The sequence below is a fragment of the Mesorhizobium waimense genome (genome assembly GCF_003601975.1).
Lineage (GTDB): Bacteria > Pseudomonadota > Alphaproteobacteria > Rhizobiales > Rhizobiaceae > Mesorhizobium > Mesorhizobium waimense.
In genome coordinates this window covers 1-382 of sequence record NZ_QZWZ01000261.1, presented here as the reverse complement: position 1 = coordinate 382, position 382 = coordinate 1, and the positions used below count along the sequence as shown (strand labels likewise).

The following is a 382-nucleotide window of genomic DNA, read 5'->3' as shown; positions in this document are numbered from 1 at the left end:
GGCCGCCTATCTGGACTTCGTGGTAGAGATCATCCGCAGATCCGACGACCAGAAGGGCTTCGAAGTCTTGCCCCGCCGCTGGGTTGTCGAGCGCACCTTCGGCTGGATGACAAGATGGCGCCGCCTCTCTCACGCCATGATCCTTGTCGCTATGGGCGGCAATCTCATCCGCAGAAACGCTCATCCCTGAATTTCAATACGGACTCTCAGATGAGAACCACTAGTTGTCAGATGCACGTCACATCAGGCAGCTTGGGAGAGCATGAGGAATTGTGTGGCAGTGCCGAAGTTGGGGAGAATGCGATATGGCTGGGCAGTGATTTTCGTCGAGACCAGTCCTTTTGAAACCACCGAGCCGATCGAGCCGCCGTTCACCATCGAA

1 protein-coding gene is annotated in these 382 nt (G+C 56.3%); it reads left to right on the top strand.

The window, feature by feature from the left end; translation table 11 throughout:
- Positions 1-190 (top strand): transposase (locus D3227_RS40935; protein ID WP_147377861.1); only part of this gene is annotated, 190 nt, incomplete at its 5' end.
- Between the last annotated feature and the right edge of the window lie 192 nt (positions 191-382).